The organism is Streptomyces sp. NPDC127100, from assembly GCF_042724095.1.
Classification (GTDB): Bacteria; Actinomycetota; Actinomycetes; order Streptomycetales; family Streptomycetaceae; genus Streptomyces.
In genome coordinates, this window is the sequence record NZ_JBHXFL010000053.1 from 1 (window position 1) to 18,466 (window position 18,466).

Genomic DNA, 18,466 nt, shown 5'->3' on the forward strand with positions numbered 1-18,466 from the left:
CACGGGTGGCTGGCTGATCATGCGGTGGCCGGGGTGGCGTTGCTGCCTGGGACGGCGTTCGTTGAGTTGGCGTTGCGTGCGGGGGACGCGGTCGGCTGTGACCGGGTCGAGGAGCTGACGCTGGAGGCGCCGTTGGTGCTTCCCCAGGACGGCGCCGTCTCCGTGCAGGTCCATGTCGACGGCCCCGGCGAGTCCGGGCGGCGATCGGTGAGCGTCTACTCGCAGACGGACGGCGACTCCTGGACGCGGCACGCCCTCGGCACCCTCGCCGACGACGGCGGAAGCACGGCGCGAGCCGACGCCGGCGACGGCAACGGTGAGTCGTGGCCGCCGGCCGACGCGGAAGCGGTCGACGTGGAGGGCCTCTACGAGAGGTTCGCGCGAAACGGCTTCGGATACGGGCCTTCGTTCCAGGGGCTGCGGGCCGTATGGCGCCGAGGTGAAGAGGTGTTCGCAGAGGTCCGGCTGCCCGAGGAGCAGTGGCCCGAGGCCCGGCACCTGGGCATGCACCCGGCCCTGCTCGACGCGGCGCTGCACGCGATGGCGTTCGGCGGATTCGTGCGGCTGCCCGGTGCGGTCACCCCGGACGGGGACACCGGACGCGTCCGCCTCCCCTTCTCCTGGAACGGCGTGTCGCTGCACGCCACGGGCGCGGCCGCGCTTCGCGTGCGGCTGGCCCCGGCGGGAACGGACGCGGTGTCGGTGACCGCGCTCGACGCCTCGGGCAGCCGGGTACTGTCGGTGGACTCGCTCGTCACCCGGGCGATCTCCCGGGAGCAGCTCAGCCGGGAGCACGGGACGTCCCACGAGTCGCTCTTCCGCATGGACTGGACCCCCGCGGCGGTCGCCGAAGGACCCGGCACTCGTCGCAGGTGGGCAGTGCTGGGCGACGACACCACGTCGCTGCCGACGGCCCTGAAGTCGGCCGGTGCGGCGGGCGCGGGCGCGGAGCTGTTCACGGACCTGTCCGCCCTCGCGGAGTCCGTCACGGCGGGCGGCGGTGTCCCGGACCTGGTGTTCGTGCCGTTCGGTCCCCAGCCGGACGCCGGCCCCGGCCCGGACGCCGTTCCCGGTGCGGGTTCCGGAGCGCGGCGCGCCCTCTCCGCCGACGGTGTGCGCGCGGTGACGCACCGGGCGCTGGCGCTGGCGCAGCAGTGGCAGAGCGACGAGCGTTTCACCGGCTCCCGCCTGGTGTTCGTGACCCGGAGGGCGATCGCCGTCCGCGCCGGAGAACGGGTCGGGGACCCGGCCGGCGCGGCGGTGTGGGGCCTGGTGCGGGCGGCCCAGTCGGAGAATCCCGAGCGGTTCGTCCTGCTGGACCTGGACGACGAGGACGCCTCGCTCACGGTGCTGCCGCAGGTGCTGAGCGGCGACGAGCCGCAGCTGGCGGTGCGGGCCGGACGGGCGCTCGCCGCGCGGCTCGCCCGGGTGCCGACGGCGCCGACCGCCGCGCCGGACACGGCGGACGAGGGCACGGCCGCCTCCCCGGTGTGGGACCCGCGAGGGACCGTGCTGATCACCGGAGCCACCGGTGTCCTCGGGTCCCTCGTGGCCCGGCACCTGGTCGCGGAGCACGGCGTACGCCATCTGCTGCTGACCAGCCGGCGCGGCCGGGCGGCCGACGGTGCCGCCGAACTGGCGGACGAACTGACCGCCCTGGGCGCGTCGGTGCGGCTGGCGGCCTGTGACGTGGCCGACCGTGCGGCACTGGCGGAGCTGCTGGCGAGCGTGCCCGACGAGCATCCGCTGACCGGCCTGGTGCACGCCGCCGGCGCTCTGGACGACGCCCTCCTCGGATCGCTCACGCCGGAGCGGGTGGACGCCGTACTGCGTCCCAAGACCGACGCGGCCGTCAACCTGCACGAGCTGACCCGTGACCTGCCGTTGACGGCGTTCGTGCTGTTCTCCTCGGCGGCCGGCGTGTTCGGCGCGGCGGGGCAGGCCAACTACGCGGCGGCCAACGCGTTCCTCGACGCCCTGGCCCAGCACCGCAGGGCCGAGGGTCTGGCCGCGGCCTCCCTGGCGTGGGGCCTGTGGGCCGAACGCAGCGCCATGACCGGGCACATGGGCGATGACGACGTGCAGCGACTGAACCGCTCCGGCGTGGCCGCGTTCTCCTCGGCCGAAGGGCTCGCCCTCTTCGACCTGGCCGTGGCGCAGGCGGCCACGGGCACCGACCCGCTCCTGGTGCCGGTGCGCCTGGACGTCACCGCCCTCCAGGCGCAGGCGTCCTCGATCGGGACACCCGCCCTGCTGCGGGGACTCGTGCGGGTTCCGGCTCGCCGGGCGGCCGACCGGGCCTCCGGTCCCGAGCGGGGCGAGCCGGGGCAGGCGCCGCTCGGACAGCGGCTGGCCGGGCTGACGCCCGCCGGACAACTGCGGGCCCTGACCGAGTTGGTGCGGGAACACACCGCGACCGTGCTCGGCCACGACTCCGCGGACGTGATCGAGGACGACCACGCCTTCCTGGAGGTGGGCATCACCTCGCTCACCGCGGTGGAGATCCGCAACCGGCTCAACCACGTCACCGGTCTCGTCCTGCCCGCGACGCTCCTGTTCGACCACACCACGCCGGCCGCGCTCGCCGCGTACCTGCGCGGCCGGCTGCGGCCGGGCGCCGCTCCCGAACCGGAGACGCCCGCCGGGACCGGCGACACCGCACGGCCGACGGCACCCGCGGTCGGTGGCGGGGGAGCGGGCGGCTCGACGATCGAGGCGCTCTACCGGCAGGCGTGCGCCGACGGCGAGTACGTGGCGGGCACCCAGCTGCTGATGGCGGCGGCCCGGCTGCGCCCGTCGTTCCGTACGGCCGCCGAGCTGACGGACCGGCCCAAGCCGGTCCGCCTGTCGAAGGGCAGCACCGCGCCGGGGCTGGTGTGCTTCCCGTCCCTCGTGGCGATCTCCGGAGCCCGTGAGTACGCCCGGTTCGCCGCGGGGTTCCGGGGCCGCCGTGACGTCACCGTGCTGCCCGAACCCGGTTTCGGCCGGGACGAGTTGCTGCCGGCAAGCGTCGACGCGGTGGTGGAGATGCAGGCCGAGGCGGCGCTGCGGGCCGCCGGACAGGAGCCGTTCGTGCTCGTCGGCCGCTCGTCGGGCGGATGGATCGCCCAGGCCGTCGCGCGGCTGCTGGAGGAGGACGGGAACGCGCCGTCGGCGGTCGTCATGCTGGACACCTATCTGCCGCGCAGCGAGGCGCTGCCGTGGATCCAGACCAACCTGTCCGGCAAGATGTTCGACCGCGAGAAGATGTTCGGTGTGGTGGACGAGGGCCGACTGACCGCCATGGGCGGCTACCTGCGGCTCTTCTCGAACTGGGGCCCGGCCCCGGTCGGCGTGCCGATCCTGGCCGTGAAGGCAGAGGAGACGTTCACCGGGTCGCAGCAGACCACCGACGAGGAGTCGGCATGGGGCCCCCGCGTCACCGTGACCGACGTGCCCGGCGACCACTTCACGATGATGGAGGACCACGCGGGCGCCACTGCCGCGTCCGTCCTCGACTGGCTTGCGGAGAACGTGTGATGTGAGCGCACGGCATCCCGCCGTGCCCCGGATCGCTCGTCGCGAGAAAAGACGGAAGCCGGAAGGACGTGCGTGCCTTCGCGCCCGGCACGCTCCTTCCGCCTCCGTGGAACACAGATGACAGATATCCGAAGGAGAGAAAGTGACATCCTCGAACTTCACCCCCGTCGGTGAGCAGGTCGGCCAGTTCTACGACAAGCTGATGGGGGCGTTCGACGCCTCGCTGTACGGCCCGAACATCCACGTCGGTTTCTGGGACAGCCAGGAGGACTCCACCGGACTGGAGGAGGCCGCCAACCGTCTGACGGACATGATGATCGAGCGGCTGCAGGTCCGCCCCGGCGCCCGGGTGCTGGACATCGGCTGCGGCCTCGGTGGGCCGGCGCTGCGGCTGGCCCAGGTCACCGGTGTCGAGGTGGTCGGTGTCAGCGTCAGCCGCAAGCAGGTGGACAAGGCCAACCTGCTGGCCGAGGAGGCCGGTCTGAGCGGCAAGGTCAGCTTCCAGCACGGCGACGCTATGAACCTGCCGTTCGACGACGCCTCGTTCGACGCGGTGTGGATGCTGGAATCCGTCATGCAGATGCCCGACCGGGCGGCCGCGCTCAAGGAAGCGGCCCGGGTGCTGCGGCCGGGCGGCCGGCTCGCGCTCACGGACAACTACGAGCGGGAGACCATCTCGGCGGAACGCCGACCGGTGATCGAGGGCATCCTCAAGCGCTACCTCACGCAGTCGCCGGCGTCGTTCGAGGCGTACCCGACCATGCTGCGCGAGGCGGGGCTGCGCTGTGCCGAGATCGTCGACGTCAGTGAGAACACCACCCGGCAGTCGGTCCGGCGGCTCGGCGAGGCGCTCGCCGAGAACATGGCCGAACTGGCCGCCAAGGTCGACCCGGAGGTCTTCGCCAAGCTGAAGCCCGCGGAGGGGGAGAACATGGAGATGCCCGAAGTGGGCTACCTGATCGTCACGGCGCGCCGCCCCCAGGACGCGTAGCCACCCAGGGTCCGCCCGGACCCGGCCGTGAGGGGCGCGTCGCGACCGTGACGCGCCCCTCACGGCATCCGGGACACCCCGTACCCGCGCCTCCCGGCGTCCGCCGGGGCTCCCCGTGGGCTCCCCGCGCGTCAGCCGGGCGTGAAGCGCACCGGTGTCCCGACCGCCGCCTGGGCCGCCGCGGCGAGGGCGGACTCGTCGACGACGGCGATCACCGGGTAGCCGCCCGTCGTCGGATGGTCGTGCAGGAAGACCACGGGACGTCCGTCCGGCGGGACCTGGACCGCGCCCAGGACCATGCCCTCGCTGGGCAGTTCACCCGTCGACGCCCGGTGCAGCGCCGGGCCCTCGGTGCGCAGCCCGATGCGGTTGCTGTGCGGGGAGACGCGGAACGTCGCCGCGGTGAACGTGCGCAGCGCGGCCGGGGTGAACCAGTCGGCGCGGGGGCCGAAACGCACCGGGAGGAGCAGTTCGGCGGGCGGGCCCGGCCAGGGGGCGGCGACGGGCGGCGCCTGCCGCGCGGGCACGCCCACCGGGAGGACGTCCCCGTCGCGCAGGGGCGCCGGACCGAGCCCGGAGAGCAGGTCGGTGGAGCGGCTGCCGAGGACCGGCTCCACGGCGATGCCGCCGGCGACGGCCACGTACGAGCGCACGCCCGCGGTCACCGCCCCCACGTCCAGCACGGCGCCCGCCGGTACCCGCACCGGCGCGCCCCAGGCGGCCGGCCGCCGGTCCACCGTCACCGGGCAGGGCGCACCGCCGACCACGACGGTGACGGCACGGTCGGGCCGCAGGGCGCAGCCCGTCAGGGTGGTCTCCAGGAGGGCGGCGTCGGGGTCGTTGCCGGCCAGCCGGTTGGCGAGCCGTGCCGCGTGCGCGTCCAGCGCGCCGGAGCGGGGAACGCCCAGATGGGCGTGGCCGCGCCGGCCCGCGTCCTGCACCGTGGTGAGCGCACCGGCGCGCACGGCCGTGAGCCGGGCGGTCATACCGCACCCTCCGCCGCGACGAAACGCACCCGCGTGCCCGGGGTGAGGAGTGCCGCCCGGTCCCTCCCGGAATCCCACAGGCGGTGCGGGGCCGGCATGGTGCCGATCAGCTGCCAGCCGCCGGGGGTGGAGCGCGGGTAGACCGCGCTGTAGGGGCCGGCGAGCGCGACCGCTCCGGCCGGGACCCGGGTCCGCGGGGTGTCGCGGCGCGGCACGTGCAGTTCCTGGGGCAGGCCGGTGAGGTAGCCGAAGCCCGGCGCGAAACCGCAGAACGCGACGCGGTACGTCAGGGCGGAATGCAGGGCCGCCACCTCGTGCGGGCCGACTCCCCACAGGGCGGCCACGTCGGGCAGGTCGGGTCCGTCGTAGCTGACGGCGATCTCCACGACGGCCCCGTCGTCGGCGGCGCCCGCCGGGATGTCCCAGGCGGCGACCCGGCGGGCCAGCGCCTCGGGGTCCCGCACCCCGTCCAGCAGCACCGTCCGTGCGCCCGGCACGATCTCCTCCACCGGCGGCAGGGCCCCCTCCGCGCGCTGCCGCAGCAGCTCGGCGTGGAAGGCGGCGGTGCGCTCGGCGTCGGGCAGTTCCACGAGGAGCGCGTGCCGCCCGGCGGGGCGGCAGACGAGCGGCGCGTCCCGGATCATGCGAACGCCCCGACCCCGACCCCGGCCGCCTCCAGCGCCTCGCGCACCCGCGCCGCGATCCCGGCCGCGCCGGGGGTGTCGCCGTGCACGCACAGGGACCGGGCGGCGACCGCGACGGTGGAGCCGTCCACCGCCTCGACCGCACCGTCCACGGCGAACGCCAGCGCCCGCCGCACCACCGCGTCCCCGTCCGTCACCACCGAGTCCGCCTCGCGGCGCGGGACGAGGGTGCCCTCCGGGGTGTAGGCGCGGTCCGCGAAGGCCTCGGCCACGCCGGTGAGGCCGGCGTCCTCCGCGGCGGCGAGCAGGCGCGACCCCGGGAGGCCGAGGAGGGGCAGGTCACCGCCCGCGAGGCGCACCCCCGCCACGACGGCGGCGGCCTGCTCGCTGTCGTGGACCGTGCGGTTGTAGAGGGCGCCGTGCGGCTTCACATAGGCCACCTGCGCTCCGGCCGCCTCCGCGAAGACCCGGAGCGCCCCGATCTGGTAGGCGACCTCGGCCGCGAGTTCGGTGGCGGGCACGTCCATGGCGCGCCGGCCGAAGCCGGCCAGGTCGCGGTAGGACACCTGGGCGCCGATACGCACCCCGCGCTCGGCGGCGAGGGCGCAGACGCGCCGCATGACCGCCGGGTCACCGGCGTGGAAACCGCAGGCGACGTTGGCGCTGGTGACGACGGAGAGCAGGGCGTCGTCGTCGGTGAGGGTCCATCGGCCGAAGCCTTCACCGAGGTCTGCGTTGAGGTCGATCACCGTCGCAACGTAATGGATTGTTGAACGATTCGACAAGGGGCGAGTGAAGTGTGCGGCGGCCGTCCGCATGTGAAAGTCACCTCTTGTTAGATCGTTGAACGATCGTCTAGTGTCCGTGCATCCGCCACGTATCCGGGGTTATGGTCCGAGCTCAGCGCCGGCTCCGACATCCCGGGCCCGTGTCCCGCCCCCAATGCCTGAAGAAGGCCACCGAATGATCGTTCTCCTCGGTGTGGTCGTGGTGATCCTCGGATTCGTCACGCGCCGCAACCCCGTCCTCGTGGTGGGCGTCGCCGGCATCGCCACCGGACTGCTCGGCAAGATGAACCCGCAGGAGGTCCTCGCGGCCTTCGGCCGGTCCTTCGCCGACAGCCGCTCGGTCACCGTCTACGCCATCGTGCTCCCCGTGATCGGGCTGCTCGAGCGCTACGGCCTGCGCGAACAGGCACGCCGTCTCATCGGCCGCCTGGGCAGGCTCAGCGCCGGCCGGTTCCTCACCGTCTACCTGCTGGTCCGGCAGGTCACCGCGGCCTTCGGCCTGAACAGCATCGGCGGCCCGGCGCAGACCGTGCGACCGCTCGTGGCCCCCATGGCCGAGGCCGCCGCCGAGCGCACGACCGGGGCGAAGCTGCCCGACCGCCTGCGGGAGAAGGTGCGCTCCTACTCCGCGTCGGCCGACACCGTGGGCGTCTTCTTCGGTGAGGACTGCTTCATCGCGATCGGCTCCATCCTGCTGATCACCGGCTTCGTGAACTCCACCTACCACCAGGACATCGAACCGACCCAGCTGGCCCTGTGGGCGATCCCGCTCGCCGTCTGCGCCTTCCTCATCCACGGCGCACGCCTGCTGCTCATGGACCGGCAGCTGGAGCGCGAGATGGCGCTCGCCGCGGCCGAACACGACCTGCCGCTACCCGAGGGGGCCGAGAAGTGATCAAGGTCGAATGGCTGTACTGGCTGATAGGCCTCGTCTTCGTCGTCATGGCCGTGCAGATGGCCACCGACCGCAGCAACCCCAAGCGGTGGACGTCCGCCGCCTTCTGGGGCCTGCTCGGACTCACCTTCCCCTACGGCACCGGCGTCGCCAACGCCACCGCCGACAACGGCGGCTGGACCCTGCCCGCCGAACCGCTCGGCGTCGCGGTCCTCGCCCTGATCGTGCTCGCCGGGTTCAACTTCCTCGGCAAGGGCGTCCCGGTCACCACCACCGACGCACAGCGCGAGGCCTCCGCCGCCCGGCTCGGCAGCAAGATCTTCATCCCCGCCCTGACGATCCCGCTCGTCGCCATCGTCTGCGCCTCCGTGCTGGACGAGTCCGGCCTCTTCGAGACGGGCAAGGCCACCCTCCTCGGCCTCGGCCTCGGGTGTATCGCCGCACTGGTCGTCGGCATGATCGTCACCGGTGAGAAGAAGGTCTCGGTGCCGATCCACTCCGGCCGCTCCATGCTGGAGGCCATGGGCTCGGCCCTGCTGCTGCCCCAGCTGCTGGCCGTGCTCGGCTCGATCTTCGCCGCCGCGGGAGTCGGCGACCAGGTCGGCGACATCGTGAACAAGGTCCTGCCGGACGACTCCAAGTACCTCGCGGTGATCGCGTACTGCGTCGGCATGTTCCTGTTCACCGTCATCATGGGCAACGCCTTCGCCGCCTTCCCCGTGATGACCGCGGCGATCGGCTGGCCGGTGCTCATCCAGCAGATGCACGGCAACGAACCCGCCGTCCTCGCGATCGGCATGCTGGCCGGCTTCGCCGGCACGCTCTGCACGCCGATGGCCGCCAACTTCAACATCGTCCCGGCCACCCTGCTCGAACTGAAGGACCAGTACGGACCGATCAAGGCCCAGCTGCCCACGGGGCTCGCGCTCCTCGTCTGCTGCACCGTGATCATGGCGGTCTTCGCCTTCTGAGCCGCCCGCCCCGCCACCGTAAGGAAGTGCCTTGACCCGCGTCCTCATCACCGGCTTCGCCCCCTTCGGCGGCGAGCGCGTGAACCCCTCCTGGCAGGCGGCGTCCCTGGTGGCCGCCGAACCGCCCGCCGGACTCTCGGTCACCGCCGCCGAACTGCCCTGCGTGTTCGGCGAGTCCCTCGACGCCCTGCGCGACGCCGTCCGCGCGACCGGGCCCGACCTGGTGCTCTGCCTGGGGCAGGCGGGCGGACGCCCCGGCGTCACCGTCGAGCGCGTCGGCATCAACGTCGACGACGCGCGCATCCCCGACAACGCGGGCCGGCAGCCCATCGACGAACCGGTGGTCCCGGACGGCCCCGCCGCCTACCTCTCCACCCTCCCCGTCAAGGCGTGCGTCGCCGCGATGCGCGAGGCCGGAGTCCCCGCCGCCCTGTCCAACACCGCCGGCACCTTCGTGTGCAACCACGTCGCCTACGGGCTCGGCCACCTCATCGCCACCGAGTTCCCGCACGTCCGGGGCGGATTCGTGCACGTCCCCTGGGCCCCGGAACAGGTCACCGACGGCCAGGCGCCGTCCCTGCCGCCCGCCACCGTCGCCCACGGCCTGCGCGCCCTGCTGGCCACCGCCGCCCGCACGCCGGCCGACAACGACCTCAAAGTGACCGAGGGAGCCACCCACTGATGCCGCTCAGCACCCACGCCGCACCCTTCGCGCGGCTCGCTCTCGCAAACATCACCCGGGAGTACCCCAACTTCCCGGCCCACCTGACCCTCTCCGCCGACGAGCGCGTCGAGCCCCGGACCCTGCACCCGGCCTTCTACGGCGCCTACGACTGGCACTCCTCGGTGCACATGCACTGGCTGCTCGTCCGGCTGCTGCGCCGCCACGGCGGCACGCCCGCACTGCCGGACACCGGACCCGCCGTCGACGTACTCGACCGGCACCTCACCCCCGGCAACCTCACCGCCGAGGCCGCCTACCTGCGCGACCACCCCTCCTTCGAGCGGCCCTACGGCTGGGCCTGGCTGCTCGCCCTCGCCGCCGAGTGCCGCGCGTACCGGGGCACGGAGGGCGACCGCTGGACCCGGGCCCTGGAACCGGCCGTCACCGCCGTCGACCGGCTGCTGGCCGACTGGCTGCCGAAGGCGACGTACCCCGTACGCCACGGCAACCACCCCAACAGCGCCTTCGCGCTCGGCCTCGCACTCGACTCGGGGGAGCTGTCGGCCACGACCGACCGGGCCGTACGGGAACGCCTGCTGTCCTGGTTCGCCGACGACCACGACGCGCCCGCGCACTGGGAACCCTCGGGACAGGACTTCCTGTCCCCGGCCCTCAGCGAGGCCGACGCGGTGCGCAGGGTGCTGCCGCGGGAGGAGTTCGCCCCGTGGCTCGACGGCTTCCTGCCCGCGCTGGGCTCAGGCGCTCCCTGCGCGCTGCTGGACGTCCCGGTGGTCTCCGACCACGCCGACCCGCAGATCGGCCACCTGCTCGGCCTGACCCTCAGCAGGGCGGCCGCGCTGCGCTCGCTCGCCGGGGCCCTGCCAGACGGCCCCGCCCGCGGCCGTCTGGAGGCGGCGGCCGAGGCACACCTCGCGGCGGGCCTGCCGGCCGTGGAACGCGGCGACTTCACCACCGACCACTGGCTGGCGACCTTCGCCACGCTGGCCCTGGACCCCCTCGCCCGCCGCTGACACCCGGCGCCCCCGGCGCGGCGCGTACCGCCCCGGCCTGCGGAAACGCGCGATCCAGCGGATTCACGCGATGCGCCGGACCCGCCCCCCTCGGCACGCTGTGTACCGCACACACTGACCGAACAGGGCGGAGAACATGCTGCCGGATCCACTCACACCCCAACCCCTCGGGCGGCCGTCGGGCACCGGCCCCACCACGGCCCGGCTGGGTCCTCTGCGGGTCGTCACGGCCGGCGGCCACCCCACACCGGCACCGTGGACCGCACGGCTGATCGCCCAGGGCGACGACCGGTGCCTGGTCGTCCTGCTCCTGCTCGACGGTGTCGCCGACGTGGAGCAGGACGGCCGCGAGACCCGGCTGCGTCCCGGCGGGATCGTCCTCTGCGACTCCGCGCGCCCGAGCCGGATCACGTTCCACCAGCCGTCCCGTACGGCGTCCCTCGTCCTGCCGCGACAGCTCGCGGGCCTGCGGGAGACCGACCTGCGGCGGCTCACGGCGACCCCCGTCGGCGCGGACACCCCGCTCGGCTCGCTGCTGCCGCCCCTGCTGGCCCGGCTCGCGGACACGGCCGCGGCCTGCCCGCCGGACACCGGCGAGGCACTGGCCCGCAGCGTCGTCGACCTGCTGACCGTCCTGATCGAGGACCGACGGGCCGGGGCGGCGGCCGCCGAGCCGACGGCGGCCCAGGCGTGGCTGCCGCGCATCAGGGCCCACATCGACCGGCACCTCACCGACCCGGAACTGTCCCCGGAGGCCATCGCCGCCGCCCACCAGATCTCCGTGCGGTACCTGCACCGGCTCTTCCAGGCCGAGGGCACCACCGTCGGGCGGTGGACGCAGCGCCGCCGGCTGCAGGAGTGCCGGCGCGAGCTGGCCCGCCGGGACGCGGCGGACCGGACCGTCGCGGCCGTGGCCCGCCGGTGGGGATTCACCAACGCCACCCACTTCAGCCGCGTGTTCCGGGCCGCCTACGGGATGTCCCCCGGCGAGTGGCGCGACTCCGTGCTGCCGAAGCCCGCCACGGCCGCCCCGGCGGGCGACGGGCGCGAGGTGCCCCGGGCCGCGGCCGCCTGAGGCGCGGAGGCCCGCCCCGAGGCGTCCGCCCAGCTCAGTACCATGGTGGACGCCGGGCGCGTCGTCCGTGTCCGCCCGGACCGCCCGGCCGCGACCGGCGGCCGGCACCGTCGCGGAGCCACCGGCGGGCGCGGGAGCACAGGGAGGGACGCGCGTGGGCAGCCAGGGCGGCACCCTGTCCCGAAGCGGTCTGCGCGGGCGGGAGAGGGAACTGGGCGAGCTGCGGGAAGTGATCGCCTCGGTGCCCCGCACCGGCGGCGGCGCGCTCGCCCTGATCCAGGGGGAACCGGGCATCGGCAAGAGCACCCTGCTCGCCGAGGCCGTCGCCGGGAGCCGGACGGCCGGATTCTGGGTGGGCCTCGGCAAGGCCGACGAACTCCACCACATCGTGCCGCTGTCCTCGCTGGCCTCCTGCGTCCTGCACGGCGACGAACCGCTGCTGTCCGGCGACGCCCTCACCGATCTCGCCCGCCACCACGACCAGCGGATCTGGCTGCTGGAACGCCTGGCCGAGGCGATCGAGGCCCGAGCGGCCCGCGGCCCGGTGCTCATCGCCCTGGACGACGTCCAGTGGGCCGACCCGCTGAGCCGGTTCGCCCTGACCCAGCTCCCCGTACGCCTGCGCACCTCACCCGTGCTCTGGCTGCTCACCGGGCGACTGGAGCCGGCCGGCCCGGCCGAGGAGATCGTCGCGGCCGCCGCACCGGAACTCCGGACGGTCACGGTGCGTCTGGCACCGCTGACCGGCGAGGCCATCGGGCAGCTGGCCGGCGACACCCTGGGCACGGCCGTCGACGAACGCGTACGCGGCCTGCTCAACGGAGCCGGCGGCAACCCGTTCCTCGCCGTCGAGATGCTCGCGGGACTGCGGACCGCCGGGGCCGGGGGCGGCCCGGTGCACCCGGGGCTGGTCGTCGGCGTGCGCGGCCGGCTCAAGTCCCTTCGGCCGGCCACCCTGCGCTTCCTCCAGATGGGAGCGGTGCTGGGACGCGGGTTCGGCTTCACCCAGGCCGCCGCGCTGTGCGGCCGGGCACCCACGGAGCTGATCGCCGCACTCGAGGAGGCGGTGCGCGCCGGACTCCTGGACGACGACGGCGAACAGCTCGTGTTCCGGCACGATCTGCTGCGCCAGGCGGTCTACGTCGACATCCCGCCGTCCGCCCGCAAGGCACTGCACCGCGAGGCCGCCCGGCACCTGGCCGCCGCCGGGCACCAGCCGATCGACACGGTGCCGCACATCCTCAAGGGCGCCCTGCCCGGCGACGAGGAGGCCGTCACGCTGCTGCGGCGGGCCGCCGAGGACGTCCTGCCGGTCACGCCGGGCCTCGCGGCCGATCTGATGACCCGGGCGCTGGAGCTGGTGCCGCCCGCGGGGCAGTCGGCCTTCGCCGTGGGCGAGCGGGCGATCGTCTGCCAGACCCGGGCCGGCCGGAACCGGGAGGCCCTGGCGACCGGCGACCGGCTGCTGGCCCTGCGGCCGCCGCCCGAGGTGTTCGGCCGTCTGCAGGCCGCGCTCGGCGGGACCCTGTGGAACATGGACCTCGCCGACGAGCTGCGCCGCCGGGCCGACACCGCGCTCGCGGTCGCCGGCGCGGCCCCCGAGGTCGCGGCACGGCTGGCCGCCCTGCGTGCGCTCGCGCTGTCCCGGGGACCCGACCTCGTCGCGGCCCGCGAGGCGGGCGAGGGCGCCCTGCGCGACGCCGTCCGGACCGGTGACCGCGAGGCGCACGTCCTGGCCCTGTCCGGGCTGGGCGAGATCGCCCTCAACGCCGGCGAGAACGCCGCGGCGCTGGGGCACTTCGCCGCGCTCAGCGCCGTCGACCCCGCCTACCTGCCCGAGGAGATCGTCGCCCATCAGCACCTGGACGACTTCGCGTCCGGCGAGCGGCTGCTGCTGCGGGCGGCCGACGACGCGGCCTCGCCTCGTCAGGCCATGCTGCTGTGGGCCCAGGGGCAACAGCACCTCGGGCTCGGCCGGCTCGACGACGCCGAGGCGGACCTCGCCACGATGGAACGCCTGGAGGAGGACCTGCGGACACCCGTGCAGCAGGTCAACTCCCGGGTGATCCGCTCCCGGATCGCGCTCCTGCGCGGCGAGCGGGAAGCGGCGCGGGGACACCTGGCCGCGGCGCGGGAGGGCCTCGCCGCCAAACCGAACCCCGGCAACACGGCCGCCGTGCGGTTCCTGGAGGCGGTCGTGGCCGACGCCGACGGCGACACCGCCCTGGCCGTCGACCGGATCCGGCAGGTGCAGGAGAACGGCCCCTTCATGCGCTGGCGACTCCTGCGCACCTGGGTCGACTCCGCCGTACGTATCGCCCTGCGCGGCACGGACCGCTCGCTCGCCGAGGACCTGGCCGCACAGGCCCGGGACCACGCGGCGCGCAACCCGGCCGTGCCCACCGCGGCGGGCGTCGCGGCCCAGGCGACCGGCCTCGTCCGCGGCGACGCCGCCCTGCTGGAACACGCCGTGGAGCTGCTCGGGGCCGGTCCCCGCCCGCTGGTCCGGGCCGCGGCCCTCGCCGACCTCGGACGGGCGCGCCCGGCCGCGGGCGGCACGGCCGCGCCCCTGACGGAGGCCCGGGCCCTCTACACCGCGTCGGGCGCGCACGCGGCGGCGGCACAACTGCGGCGGGACCGGCGGGCCGGGGACACGGGCGGCCCCCGGACGGTCGTCGGCCGCCCCGTCCAGGGCTGGGAGGCGCTGACGGCCTCGGAGAAGAAGGTCGCCCGCCTGATAGCCGAGGGGCACACCAACCGGTCGGCCGCCGACCGGCTCGTCGTCTCCCCGCACACCATCAACACGCACCTGACCTCCGCCTTCCGCAAGCTCTCGGTCAACTCCCGGGTGCAACTCGCCCATGTGGTCATGGCCTTGCGCGAGGACTGAGCGGTGCGCCTGGTACGTTCACGCGAGGCCCCTCCGCACCGGGTGACAGGAACGCACCCGCTGTTCACAGGGCGGTCGCGACCGCGTCCCTCCCGGCGTCTACGCTGACCGAGTCGCCACACAGGCCCCGAAGCCACTCGTCACGTGCCGGGACCGGCGATCGGGACATGCACGCACGCGGGAGCACACACCATGACCTCACCTGCCGGGCCGGCGGCACGGCGGATCGCCGGTCTCCTCGGGGCCCTCGCCCTGCTGCCGGCCGTCAGCGGGTGCGGCGGCGCAGCCGGCACGGCGGCCGCCGGGGACGAGGTCACGTCCATCACCGCGCTCGACTACTACACCGACGACACCGAGCACGCGCAGTGGAGCGGCTGGCTCGACGCCTGCGGGAAGGCCGCCGGGGTCAGGGTCGAGCACTCGAGTGTCCCTGGCCCGTCGCTCGTTCCGACGGTCCTGCGGCAGGCGTCGGCGAGGACCCTGCCCGACCTGCTGATGCTGGACAACGCCGACCTGCAGCAGATCGCGGACACCGGGGTGCTGACACCGCTGGACCGGTACGGCATCGACTTCGACGGCTTCGGCGAGGAGATCCTCGCGGCGGGCAGCTACGACGGCAAGGTGTACGGACTGGCGCCGACCGTCAGCACGGTCGTCCTCTTCTACGACAAGGACGCCCTGGCGGAGGCCGGCGTGGCCGTCCCCAGGACCTGGGACGAGCTGAGGACGGCGGCGGCCGCACTGACCCGCCCGGGGCGCTACGGCATGGCGGTCGACGCCGACGCCACCTTCGAGTCCGCCTGGCAGTTCCTGCCCTTCCTGTGGTCCAACGGCGGGGACGAGCGGCGGCTCGACTCCCCGCAGGCCGAGCAGGCCCTGCGGCTGTGGGCCGACCTGGTGCGCAGCGGCTCCATGTCGAAGTCCGTGCTGAACTGGAACCAGGCCGACCTCCACGACCAGTTCGTCGCCGGCCGCACGGCCATGATGATCAACGGGCCCTGGCGGATCCCCGCCCTGAACAAGGCCCGCGACCTGAACTGGGGCATGGCCCCGGTCCCCGTCCCCACCGCGGGACAGGCCCCCGTCACACCGATCGGCGGTGAGGTGTGGACCGTTCCGCACAGCGCCTCCACCGCCCGCCAGGAGAAGGCCGCGCAGGTGCTCGCGTGCCTGAACGACTCCCGGACCATGCTCGACCAGGCCGAGCAGCGGGTCACCGTGCCCTCGCGCCCCGCGGTGGCCGCCCGGTACGCGGAGCGGGTCCCGTCGATGGCGGCCTTCGTCGACAGCGTCGAGGGAGCCCGGTCCCGCACGAGCCGGCTCGGCGTCCGGTGGCCCGACGCGGCGACCGGGATCTACACCGCGGTCCAGTCCGCGCTCACGGGCGAGCGGACGCCGAAGGAGGCGCTGGAACGGGCGCAGCGGACCGCAACCGGTTCCTGACGCCCCTCCGCCGGACTCCCGCCGGGCCGGTCAGGACCGCACGAGGGGCGTGTCGACCAGGTGCTCGGCCAGGAACCACGCCTGGATCTCACCGGTGCGGATCACCTGGGAGACCAGCAGGTCGTTGGTGCCGTCGTCACCCAGCTCGGCGGTCCGGGCGGCCGCGTCGTGGGCCTGGGTCAGGATGGTCTCGTGGGCCTGGAGCAGGCGGGAGAGCATCGCGGGGACCTCCTCCACACCGTCCGGCGGACGCGGGATCGAGGTGATCTCCGCGGCGTGCCGGGGGTCTCCCACCGCGACCCCGCCGAGCGTCTGGACCCGCTCCGCGACGGCGTCGACGAGTTCCAGCTGCTCCCCGGCGTGCTTGTCCAGGAGGAGGTGCAGCTGGTAGAAGGTCGCGCCGCGCAGGAGCCAGTGGTGCTTCTTGTACAGGCCGTGGAGCATCTGGGTGTCGGCCAGGACCTGGTTCAGGCGCTGGCAGGAGTACATGCGGGCGTCGTGGGACAGCCCGAGGGGGAACAGCTTGACGGTGCCGAACTCCTGGATGACGGCGCCCTTCTGATGCAGCCACGGCTGGCTGCTCGGGGGCTTGGTGCTGGTGGTCATGGCCGCCTCCTGCGGTGCTGTGCCGTACGTTCCCGAAGGACGCTAGGCGCCGGGACCGGCGGGCGGTCGACCGGCAGCGCACACGGCCGGGTGCGTGAGCGCACGGTGTGCCGCCGTGCGCGCGGCCGTGCGCCGCGGGAACGGCGGCCGTGCGCTCCGAGGCACACGCCCGGCCCCGCCCGGGCCTAGCCTCGCGGTCGGACGTCCGCCGCGGCCGGTGCCGACCGGAAGGCGGTCACCGCTCCGGCCGCACCGGGTGCCCGCTCATGACGGAGACCCGGTTGAAGGCGTTGATGGTGATCGCCACCCAGATCACCGCGGAGATCTGGTCGTCGGTGAGCACGTCGCGGGCGGCCGCCGTGGCGGTGTCGCGTGCGGCGGTGTCGGCGGGCCGGGTGGTCGCCTCGGCCAGCGCGAGCGCGGCGCGTTCCACGGGGGTGAACAGGTCGGTGTCCCGCCAGGCGGCCAGCACACCGAGGCGCTGCGTGGTCTCGCCCGCGCGCAGGGCGGCCCGGGTGTGGAGGTTCAGGCAGTACGCGCAGCCGTTGATCTGGGAGACGCGCAGGTTGACCAGTTCCACCAGGATCCGGTCGAAGCCCGCTGCGGCGGCCGCCGCCCGGACCGCCTCCGACGCGCGCACCAGCGCCTGGTACGGCTCGGGGTTCTGCTTGTCGATGAAGATCCGTCGGTCCTCGGACATCGGCAGGGTGCTGCTGCTCAACCTGGGCTCCTTCGGACGCGGCCGGGACGGCCCGCAGTGGCGAATAGTTGAATTTGAAAATACCATGACGACTGGAGGTGCTTCTCAGTGAGCAACGTGGAAACAAGCCCCGGGGAAGTCCGCTGCGGAGCGGCGGACGGCGACGAGCGACCGGACGGGGTACAGGTCGAGGTACTGACACCGCGCGACGTACCGCTCGGCGGGCCGCGCGCCATGACGGTCCGGCGCACGCTGCCGCAACGGACCCGGACCCTGATCGGCGCCTGGTGCTTCGTCGACCACTACGGTCCCGACGACGTCGCCCGCACCGGGGGCATGGACGTCGCCCCGCATCCGCACACCGGACTGCAGACGGTCAGCTGGCTGTTCAGCGGCGAGATCGAGCACCGGGACAGCCTCGGCAGCCACGCCCTGGTGCGGCCCGGCGAGCTGAACCTCATGACCGGCGGGCACGGCATCAGCCACTCCGAGGTCTCCACCGAGCGGACCACGGTCCTGCACGGCGTGCAGCTGTGGGTGGCCCTCCCGGACGAACACCGCCACACCGCGCGGGACTTCCGGCATCACGTGCCCGAGCCCGTCCGTACCGACGGCGCCGGGATCAGCGTGTTCCTGGGCCGGCTGGCCGGTGCCGTCTCGCCCGTGCCGACCTTCACGCCCCTGCTCGGCGCCGAGATCACCCTCGCGCCGCACGCCTCGCTCACCCTGCCCGTGGATCCCGGTTTCGAGCACGGGCTCCTCGTGGACCGCGGGGACGTCCGGCTGGCCGGCACCCTGCTGCACCCGGCGGAACTGGGCTACGTACGCCCCGGCACCAACACCCTGACGCTCCGCAACGAGTCCGGCGAGCCGGCCCGCACGGTGCTGCTCGGCGGGACCCCGTTCGACGAGGAGATCGTCATGTGGTGGAACTTCATCGGGCGGTCGCACGACGACATCGTGCGCGCCCGGGAGGACTGGATGGAGGGAACCACCCGTTTCGGCGAGGTGCACGGGTACGACGGGGCCTCGCTGCCCGCGCCGGAGCTGCCGAACGCGCCGTTGAAGCCGCGGAGCAGGGCGCGTCGCCCCGAGGAGGCGGTGAGGGCGGCGGCTTCGGACGGCGATCGCGACTGAGGCGACCCGGCGGGCGTGCCAGGCCGGAACCGCCGCCGGGTGAGGCGAAGGGGACCCGGAAGGGACGGGCCGCCGTTCGTCGCGGAGACGGCGAACGGCCCAACCGGGCGCCCGGGGGGCGGCCCG

15 protein-coding genes are annotated in these 18,466 nt (G+C 74.4%); 10 read left to right on the forward strand and 5 right to left on the reverse strand.

The window, feature by feature from the left end; all coding sequences use genetic code 11:
- Positions 1–9: 9 nt before the first annotated feature.
- Together ACFWJB_RS31315 and ACFWJB_RS31320 are read left to right on the forward strand one after the other, a co-directional pair.
- Positions 10–3,519, forward strand: coding sequence for an SDR family NAD(P)-dependent oxidoreductase (locus ACFWJB_RS31315; protein ID WP_386926479.1), 3,510 nt, complete (start codon positions 10–12; stop codon positions 3,517–3,519).
- A gap of 142 nt (positions 3,520–3,661) precedes the next feature.
- On the forward strand, positions 3,662–4,510 hold the full coding sequence (locus ACFWJB_RS31320; RefSeq protein ID WP_386926426.1) for an SAM-dependent methyltransferase: 849 nt from the start codon (positions 3,662–3,664) through the stop codon (positions 4,508–4,510).
- Between the two features lie 131 nt (positions 4,511–4,641).
- Here the strand turns inward: ACFWJB_RS31320 and ACFWJB_RS31325 are convergent, their stop codons facing one another.
- From ACFWJB_RS31325 to ACFWJB_RS31335, 3 genes are read right to left on the reverse strand one after another with little or no spacing between them, the layout of a single operon-like run.
- The gene (locus ACFWJB_RS31325) at positions 4,642–5,496 is read right to left on the reverse strand and encodes a biotin-dependent carboxyltransferase family protein (protein WP_386926428.1); all 855 of its coding nucleotides are present in this window, start codon (positions 5,494–5,496) and stop codon (positions 4,642–4,644) included.
- The gene (locus ACFWJB_RS31330; RefSeq protein WP_385469901.1) at positions 5,493–6,140 is read right to left on the reverse strand and encodes an allophanate hydrolase subunit 1; all 648 of its coding nucleotides are present in this window, start codon (positions 6,138–6,140) and stop codon (positions 5,493–5,495) included. The genes ACFWJB_RS31325 and ACFWJB_RS31330 overlap by 4 nt, the downstream gene beginning before the upstream one ends.
- Positions 6,137–6,889 carry a LamB/YcsF family protein gene (locus tag ACFWJB_RS31335; RefSeq protein WP_386926431.1) on the reverse strand — a complete coding sequence of 251 codons (753 nt, stop codon included), beginning with the start codon at positions 6,887–6,889 and terminating at the stop codon, positions 6,137–6,139. Before ACFWJB_RS31335 ends, ACFWJB_RS31330 begins: the two co-directional genes overlap by 4 nt.
- Before the next feature lie 214 nt (positions 6,890–7,103).
- Between ACFWJB_RS31335 and ACFWJB_RS31340 the strand changes: the two genes are divergently transcribed.
- The 7 genes from ACFWJB_RS31340 (at position 7,104) to ACFWJB_RS31370 (ending at position 15,897) form a co-directional block, all read left to right on the forward strand.
- Positions 7,104–7,823, forward strand: a complete 720-nt coding sequence (locus ACFWJB_RS31340) for a DUF969 domain-containing protein (protein ID WP_386926433.1) — start codon at positions 7,104–7,106, stop codon at positions 7,821–7,823.
- The gene (locus ACFWJB_RS31345) at positions 7,820–8,794 is read left to right on the forward strand and encodes a DUF979 domain-containing protein (protein WP_385469895.1); all 975 of its coding nucleotides are present in this window, start codon (positions 7,820–7,822) and stop codon (positions 8,792–8,794) included. The genes ACFWJB_RS31340 and ACFWJB_RS31345 overlap by 4 nt, the downstream gene beginning before the upstream one ends.
- A 31-nt stretch (positions 8,795–8,825) precedes the next feature.
- Positions 8,826–9,476, forward strand: coding sequence for a pyroglutamyl-peptidase I (gene pcp, locus ACFWJB_RS31350; RefSeq protein WP_386926435.1), 651 nt, complete (start codon positions 8,826–8,828; stop codon positions 9,474–9,476).
- Entirely contained in the window at positions 9,476–10,489 is a 1,014-nt protein-coding gene (locus ACFWJB_RS31355) for a DUF2891 domain-containing protein (protein ID WP_386926437.1), read from the forward strand. Before pcp ends, ACFWJB_RS31355 begins: the two co-directional genes overlap by 1 nt.
- 136 nt (positions 10,490–10,625) lie before the next feature.
- Entirely contained in the window at positions 10,626–11,564 is a 939-nt protein-coding gene (locus ACFWJB_RS31360) for a helix-turn-helix domain-containing protein (protein ID WP_386926439.1), read from the forward strand.
- Between the two features lie 154 nt (positions 11,565–11,718).
- The gene (locus ACFWJB_RS31365; protein WP_386926441.1) at positions 11,719–14,454 is read left to right on the forward strand and encodes a helix-turn-helix transcriptional regulator; all 2,736 of its coding nucleotides are present in this window, start codon (positions 11,719–11,721) and stop codon (positions 14,452–14,454) included.
- A 192-nt stretch (positions 14,455–14,646) separates the two neighbouring features.
- Complete coding sequence (locus ACFWJB_RS31370) at positions 14,647–15,897, forward strand: extracellular solute-binding protein (protein ID WP_385469884.1); 1,251 nt, start codon at positions 14,647–14,649, stop codon at positions 15,895–15,897.
- A 30-nt stretch (positions 15,898–15,927) separates the two neighbouring features.
- Here the strand turns inward: ACFWJB_RS31370 and ACFWJB_RS31375 are convergent, their stop codons facing one another.
- Positions 15,928–16,503 carry a Dps family protein gene (locus tag ACFWJB_RS31375; RefSeq protein ID WP_385469882.1) on the reverse strand — a complete coding sequence of 192 codons (576 nt, stop codon included), beginning with the start codon at positions 16,501–16,503 and terminating at the stop codon, positions 15,928–15,930.
- A gap of 235 nt (positions 16,504–16,738) precedes the next feature.
- On the reverse strand, positions 16,739–17,203 hold the full coding sequence (locus ACFWJB_RS31380; RefSeq protein WP_385469908.1) for a carboxymuconolactone decarboxylase family protein: 465 nt from the start codon (positions 17,201–17,203) through the stop codon (positions 16,739–16,741).
- Positions 17,204–17,311: 108 nt separating this feature from the next.
- On the opposite strand from ACFWJB_RS31380, the gene ACFWJB_RS31385 reads away from it, so the two are divergent.
- Positions 17,312–18,340 (forward strand): pirin family protein, encoded by a 1,029-nt coding sequence (locus ACFWJB_RS31385; RefSeq protein ID WP_386926444.1) that lies wholly within the window; start codon positions 17,312–17,314, stop codon positions 18,338–18,340.
- Positions 18,341–18,466: the final 126 nt, after the last annotated feature.

What these genes read in the sequence shown, in the direction of transcription:
- ACFWJB_RS31360 (WP_386926439.1), top strand. Translation starts at nt 10,626, where the DNA reads ATGCTGCCGGATCCACTCACACCCCAACCCCTCGGGCGGCCGTCGGGC.
- ACFWJB_RS31355 (WP_386926437.1), top strand. Translation starts at nt 9,476, where the DNA reads ATGCCGCTCAGCACCCACGCCGCACCCTTCGCGCGGCTCGCTCTCGCA.
- ACFWJB_RS31380 (WP_385469908.1), bottom strand. Translation starts at nt 17,203, where the DNA reads ATGTCCGAGGACCGACGGATCTTCATCGACAAGCAGAACCCCGAGCCG.
- ACFWJB_RS31325 (WP_386926428.1), bottom strand. Translation starts at nt 5,496, where the DNA reads ATGACCGCCCGGCTCACGGCCGTGCGCGCCGGTGCGCTCACCACGGTG.
- ACFWJB_RS31370 (WP_385469884.1), top strand. Translation starts at nt 14,647, where the DNA reads ATGACCTCACCTGCCGGGCCGGCGGCACGGCGGATCGCCGGTCTCCTC.
- ACFWJB_RS31330 (WP_385469901.1), bottom strand. Translation starts at nt 6,140, where the DNA reads ATGATCCGGGACGCGCCGCTCGTCTGCCGCCCCGCCGGGCGGCACGCG.
- ACFWJB_RS31375 (WP_385469882.1), bottom strand. Translation starts at nt 16,503, where the DNA reads ATGACCACCAGCACCAAGCCCCCGAGCAGCCAGCCGTGGCTGCATCAG.
- ACFWJB_RS31340 (WP_386926433.1), top strand. Translation starts at nt 7,104, where the DNA reads ATGATCGTTCTCCTCGGTGTGGTCGTGGTGATCCTCGGATTCGTCACG.